This is a genomic window from Hwanghaeella sp. 1Z406 (genome assembly GCF_048892425.1).
Taxonomy (GTDB): domain Bacteria; phylum Pseudomonadota; class Alphaproteobacteria; order UBA8366; family Aestuariispiraceae; genus Pacificispira.
This window is the reverse complement of record NZ_JBLZHU010000009.1, coordinates 195027-201613: the sequence shown is the minus strand read 5'-3', so window position 1 is coordinate 201613 and position 6587 is coordinate 195027. Positions and strand designations below refer to the sequence as shown.

Genomic DNA, 6587 nt, shown 5'->3' with positions numbered 1-6587 from the left:
CGCGCGGGTCCGGCAAATCCCCAAACGTGTCTTCAAACTGCTCCATGAGGTCCTCCGCAAATGGAAAACCTCCTTAGAATCCTGTTCGCCGCCTATGGCAAATCTGCCATATGCGATTCCCCTGCCCCTTGAGGGGGGAGCCTCATCTTTAACTCCTCCCCCCTTGAGGGGGGGAGGTTGGGAGGGGGGTGTTCTCTCCTCCGTAATCCAGTCTGATGCAGGGAAAGGCCTTGCGGCCTATCACCCCCACCCCAACCCTCCCCCCTCAAGGGGGAGGGAGTAGATAAGGCCGTCCTCCCCCTTCAAGGGGGAGGGAGTAAACAAAGCCGTCCTCCCCTCTCAAGGGGGTGGGAGTATATCGAGCCGTCCCCTCAGAAAAATCGGACCAACCTGCCCTAAGACTTATCCAGCCGGAAAGTGCCGCCGTCTTCGGCGGTGGCATAGATGCCGTCAGCTTTTTGGCGCAGCAGGCGGTCTGAATCGGCGCGGCGGAATTCTTCCAGCAGATGGGCGATTTCTTCTTTATTGATATCCAGGCGATTGAGCCCCTCTTCTGCCAATTTGACAGAGCTTTCGAAGGTATCGCGGATCAGGAAGTCCGCCCCGCTGTCCAGTAATTCCAGCGCATGCACCCGGTCATGGGCGCGCGCCATGATGCGAACCGTCGGGAAGCGTTTGGCGATCACTGCAATCGACCGGGTGCAGGCGGCGGCATTGTCAATCGTGACATAGACCAGATCGGCCCGCCCGACGCCCGCTGCTGTCAGCACATCAATGCGCGTGGCATCGCCGAAATAAACCTTGGCGCCAAACCGTTTCGCCGCCTCTATGCGCTTCGGGTCCGCGTCAATGGCCGTAACCGAAATGCCCTTCATGCGAAAGATCTGACTGACAATCTGGCCCACGCGCCCAAAGCCCAGAATAACCACACTGTTGGTTTCTGTCTCATCGGGGCGCGGCAGGTGATCTGTGGAGGCCGGAGCGCGGCGCTTCATGGCCTCTTCAAAAGAAAGCCGCAGCAAGGGCGTAAAAGCCATAGACAGCGTAATCAGAGCGGAAACAAGGTCCGATTGACCATGTGACATCAGCCCAAGGGATAGGCCTTGCGCTACAATGACGAAGCCAAACTCCCCACCCTGGGGCAAAGTCACAGCGATGCGCCCGGCATCTTCCCAAGAGGATTTGAACAAGCGACATAGGATCAGAATGATCGTCCCTTTCAAGGCCATCAGCAGGATCGCCCCGCCTAGCACCAGCGGCCATTGCGCCAGGACCACGGTCCAATCAATCGTCATTCCAATGGCGATGAAGAACAATCCCAGCAACAGGCCCCGAAATGGCTGAATATCCGCTTCTATCTGATGGCGATATTCACTTTCCGCCAGCATGACTCCGGCCATAAAGGCACCCAACGCCATAGATAGCCCGCACCATTCCATCAACAGTGCCGATCCAATGACAATCAACAGCGCCGCTGCAACGAAGATTTCACTGGATTTGGTTTGGGCAATCACCCCGAAAACCGGGTTCAGCAGGAACCGCCCAGCAAGCACCAGCCCAAGAATGGCCCCAATCGCCTGAGCGGCTGGTACCCAGGACAGGTCCTCTCCAGAGGCGACATATATCCCCAAGGCCAGCAAGGGCGACAGAGCCAGAATTGGCGCGATGGCGAGGTCCTGCAACAGCAGGATGGAGAATGCGCGGGTGCCATATTGCGTGTTCAGCTCTTTGCGTTCCTGCATCAACTGTAAGGCAAAGGCCGTCGACGAAAGAGACAGACCAAGCCCAATCAGAACCGCTGTCTGCCAGGAAACGCCGATCACCATCACGCCAAACACGCCGATCAGAAAGGCGGTCAGGCAGACCTGAGCCGTCCCCAGGCCGAATATATCCGCCTTCAGCGCCCACAATCTGGCCGGTTTCAATTCCAAGCCGATCAGAAATAACAGCAGAACGACGCCGAATTCAGAAAAGGCCAAAACGCTTTCTGCATTGCCGACAATCGCAAAAACATGGGGGCCGATAATTGCCCCGGCGGCCAGATAGCCCAGAACAGAGCCGAGCTTCAAACGCTTGAAAATAGGGACTGCAACTACAGCGGCGGCAAGATACAGCGCGGCATCTTGAAAAATTGTCAATTCACCGCCAGCCGCCATCGCCCCGTATGCTCACCCTTTTTGAAACCAAACCCTGTTGCCTTTTAGATGTAGCACGGTTCAATTTCACCACAAAGGTAATGTTGCACCGCGAAAAGTAAGCTATGCGCTAAGGGCGGTCGAACAAACCGTTCAACCCTGCCTGACTGGCCGTGCAAACCCCGCGTTCTGTAATCAATCCGGTGACCAATCGGGCCGGCGTGACATCAAAGGCATCATTGCGGGCGACAACATCCTGCGGCGCGATATCGACGGTCACGATCTCCCCCGCCTCCGTGCGTCCGGTAATACGGGTCAGTTCTGCGCCGCTGCGCTGCTCTATCGGGATTTCCGCAACGCCATCCTGAACGGTCCAGTCAATCGTGGTCGACGGCAAGGCGACATAGAAAGGCACCCCGTTATCCTGGGCCGCCAGAGCCTTCAAATAGGTACCGATCTTGTTACAGACATCACCCCGCGCCGTGGTGCGATCGGTCCCGACGATGCACAGATCAACAAGTCCATGCTGCATCAGATGCCCACCAACATTATCGGCAATCAGCGTATGGGCAACGCCATGGCGCCCCAACTCCCACGCTGTCAGGCTGGCCCCCTGATTGCGTGGGCGGGTTTCATCGACCCAGACATGTACCTTTATGCCCTTCTCATAGGCCATATAGATCGGGGCCGTCGCGGTGCCCCAATCGACCGTGGCCAGCCATCCGGCATTGCAATGGGTTAGAACATTGACAGCCTCGCCCGCCGGTTTCTTGGCCGCGATGTCTTCGATCAGGCGCAAACCGTGCTGACCAATGGATTTACATATCTCGACATCCGCATCACAGATCTCCGCCGCGCGCTCCCAGGCCAGCGCCGCGCGCTCTGCCGGCGCACGATTGTCCAACAGGGCGCGCATCTCGTCCAGCGCCCAGCGCAGATTAACCGCCGTGGGGCGGGTGCGATACAGCCGCGCATAAATCGCCTCAACCGCCATGTCACTGGCATCTTGTTCCAGGCCCAAACAGAACCCATAAGCCGCCGTCGCCCCGATCAAGGGCGCACCCCGCACGATCATATCCTCAATAGCGAGTGCCGCCTCTTCCAGGCTGGTCAAACGTAAGGTCTCAAAACTGTGGGGCAGTTTGGTCTGGTCAATCACCGCAACAGATTTGCGCGATTCCTCAACCCAAATGGTGCGATACGGCGTGCCGTTAATTTCCATAATGCCTCAGGTCCTATCTGATTTGAATAATGCGCATGCCGACAGGGGATTTCATCTGCAAAGCCTGATACTTGGTCCAGTCCAACGTATCACTCCACATCCTATCGGCTGTTAAAACCGGTACATTCAGCCGAAATCCAAGTGTAATACAGGCACGATCCCCTAAGGAAAGCCTAACATTCCGCGTGAACAGGGTCATGCGACCAATCTCAACCGCATCAATTGGCGCAAGATCCTGTAACTGTATTCCCAGGGCAACGGCATATCGTAATGGTTCATCCGCTTCAAAACCATTTCGCACGAACCATGCTGATGCTTCTGCCAAATTCACTAATGATAGATGCAATGGCACTTGATCGACAGTGTAAGCATGGACAATTTCAGCCCCCGCTTCGCCTTTGAAATACGCCAACAATGCGGAAGTGTCGATCACCACTCCTGTCATGATCCCGATTTCTTCCGACCTTCTGGCGCCGCCATCCCCCGTTCTTCTGTTAAATAATCTTCGCGACGCTGTTTCAGGAAATCATCAACGACCGACTGGTCCGCGCGATTTCCCAGAACAGCCCGCATCCGGGCGCGGATATCCAACAGGGAAATTTCGGCCGTCGGCGCGCCTTCAATCAATTTCGTCAAATGGTTCCGCAAGTATGATTCCATACTTTCATTCGACTGTGCCGCCCGAACACGCAGCGCCTTGTACACGTCATCTGGTACATTTCGAATATTGATTGTCGCCATGGCATCCTCCAATTCTGATAGCAATGATATCATCGCCCTCAAAAAAGGTGAAGTCTCAATCGCGGGGCTGCCTGCCATAGCTTTTAAATTTTTCCAGCACGTCAGTCATCTGTTCATCATCCAGAATGACGGGTGTGCCGCCTTGGCGGGCATGGTGATATTGTCGGGCCAGGCTTTCAACTTCAATGGCCAGCGCCAGAGCGCGGTCTAGATCTCCATCAAAACAGATCATGCCGTGATTGGCCAACAGGCAGGCTTTTCGCCCGTCCAGCGCGGTAATCATGGTTCTGGATAAGTCTTCAGTGCCGAAGGTTGCATAGTCAGAACAGCGGATATCCACGCCCCCGGCCACAGCGACCATGTAATGGAAGGCGGGGATGCTTTCACGCCTGCAGGACAGGGCTGTGCAGAATGTTGGATGGGCATGGACGATGGCTTGAGCCTCCGATCGATTCCGATAAATATCGGCATGCATGCGCCATTCGCTGGAAGGCAGCAGTTGACCAGGCGCGCATACCCCATCCAATTCCTGCAGAACAATATCCATCGGCTTTAGGGCGTCATAGGCAACACCGCTGGGCGTGATCAGCATGGCATCGCCAAACCGGGCGGAGACATTGCCCGACTTGCCCTGATTAATGCCAGACGCATTCATCGCCTTGCAGGTATCAATGATCCTGCGGGACAGGGCCTGTCGTGCATTGCCTCCTGAAAGTGTCATGTAATTCCATCCCGTACCAGCTTGTACGCATACGCATCATACAGCGCGATGACGGAAGCATCGATGATGTTGGCGGAAACACCAACCGTCGACCAGCGCGCACCCTCTTCGTCTTCGCTTTCAATTGTCACGCGCGTGACGGCATCGGTTCCCGTTGATCCTTTGGGCGGCGGCAGGATGCGCACCTTGTAATCCACCAATTGCATCCCGGCGAGGTCTGGATAGATTTGAATGACAGCCTCCCGCAGAGCCGTATCAAGGGCATTGACGGGCCCATTGCCCATCGCAACCCGCATGATCTGGGTGCCCTTCAACTCCACCTGCACGGTTGCCTCAGACTCAGTGATCAGGTTTCCGACGGCATTATGGCGACGCTCGTCCATGACCCGAAAGCGGCTGATATCAAAATAATTCGGGACTTCTCCCTTTGCCGCCCGGGCCAGCAGTTCAAAACTGGCCTCCGCCCCATCATAGGCATAGCCCTGGAACTCCCGTTCCTTAACTTTCTCCAGCAGGCGGCGCAGGGCTTCTTCCCCAATCTCAACCTCAATTTCTTCCAGACGGGCCAGGATGTTGGAGCGTCCGGCCTGATCAGAAACCACGATATGGCGTTTGTTGCCGACCGTTTCCGGTGGGATATGCTCATAGGTCCGCGGATCCTTGGCAATGGCCGATACATGCAGCCCCCCTTTATGAGAAAAGGCCGCTGGCCCGACATAGGCCGCATGACGGTTCGGTGAACGATCCAATCGCCCATCCAGCAACCGGGACAGACCCGTAATCTCTGCAAGAGCATTGGGTTTAAGGCCGGTTTCTAAGCCCATTTTGAGAATCAGGCTGGGGATCAGGGAACACATATTCGCGTTCCCGCAACGCTCTCCCAATCCATTGATGGTGCCCTGTACCTGCCGTACGCCTGCCCGCACCGCCGCCAGCGAATTGGCTACGGCATTTTCCGTATCATTATGTGCGTGTATCCCAAGATGGTCGCCCGGAATATGCTGTGTCACTTCGCGAACGATGGCGTCAACTTCGTGGGGCAGCGTGCCACCATTGGTATCGCACAGCACGATCCACCGCGCCCCGGCTTCATAAGCTGCCGTAACACAGGCCAAGGCAAAATCCTTGTTGGCCTTCCAGCCATCAAAGAAATGTTCGGCGTCATACATCGCCTCCCCTTTCTTTTCCGCGGCCAGCCGGATCGAATCGGAAATCATGCGGATGTTTTCTTCCTTCTCAATCTCCAGTGCGACATCGACATGGAAGTCCCAGCTTTTCCCGACCAGGCACAATCCCGCCACATCGGCTTGCAATAACGGGGCAAGCCCGGGGTCATTTTCAGCAGACCGACCGGGACGCCGGGTCATGCCAAAGGCAATCAACTTACTGTTGCTCAGGCTTGGCGGGTCCGCAAAAAAAGCATCATCTGTGGGATTGGCGCCGGGCCATCCCCCTTCAATATAATCAATACCCAGCCGATCCAACGCCTGCGCAATCGCCACCTTATCAGCGACAGAAAAGTCCACACCCTGAGTCTGCGCCCCATCGCGCAACGTCGTATCAAACAGGTATATCCGGTCAGTCATTTGCTTCTTTCATCCGTTCCAAAAATCAACAATCTCATCTGCCGCCCCTCAGATACCCGCTTGCGCGGGTAGGGCTCAATATCGTCACCCCGGACTTGATCCGGGGCAGAGCAACACGCACCTCTCTCACCCACTGCCCTGGATACCCGCCTTCGCGGGTATGACGCGGTACTTTCACCGCC

At 56.1% G+C, this 6587-nt stretch carries 6 protein-coding genes; all 6 read right to left on the bottom strand.

What is annotated here, in order from left to right:
• Positions 1-395 precede the first annotated feature (395 nt).
• Positions 396-2156, bottom strand: coding sequence for a monovalent cation:proton antiporter-2 (CPA2) family protein (locus tag ACOSDR_RS17355; RefSeq protein ID WP_420732029.1), 1761 nt, complete (start codon positions 2154-2156; stop codon positions 396-398).
• A 109-nt stretch (positions 2157-2265) separates the two neighbouring features.
• A complete protein-coding gene (mtnA, locus tag ACOSDR_RS17350; protein ID WP_420732028.1) occupies positions 2266-3357 on the bottom strand; it encodes an S-methyl-5-thioribose-1-phosphate isomerase in 1092 nt (363 codons plus the stop codon).
• A 13-nt stretch (positions 3358-3370) separates the two neighbouring features.
• Positions 3371-3802, bottom strand: a complete 432-nt coding sequence (locus ACOSDR_RS17345; RefSeq protein WP_420732027.1) for a PIN domain-containing protein — start codon at positions 3800-3802, stop codon at positions 3371-3373.
• On the bottom strand, positions 3799-4098 hold the full coding sequence (locus tag ACOSDR_RS17340; protein WP_420732026.1) for a FitA-like ribbon-helix-helix domain-containing protein: 300 nt from the start codon (positions 4096-4098) through the stop codon (positions 3799-3801). The genes ACOSDR_RS17345 and ACOSDR_RS17340 overlap by 4 nt, the downstream gene beginning before the upstream one ends.
• 55 nt (positions 4099-4153) lie before the next feature.
• Positions 4154-4819: a class II aldolase/adducin family protein gene (locus ACOSDR_RS17335; protein ID WP_420732025.1), complete on the bottom strand. Its 666-nt coding sequence runs from the start codon at positions 4817-4819 to the stop codon at positions 4154-4156.
• On the bottom strand, positions 4816-6405 hold the full coding sequence (gene cimA / locus ACOSDR_RS17330; RefSeq protein WP_420732024.1) for a citramalate synthase: 1590 nt from the start codon (positions 6403-6405) through the stop codon (positions 4816-4818). The genes ACOSDR_RS17335 and cimA overlap by 4 nt, the downstream gene beginning before the upstream one ends.
• Between the last annotated feature and the right edge of the window lie 182 nt (positions 6406-6587).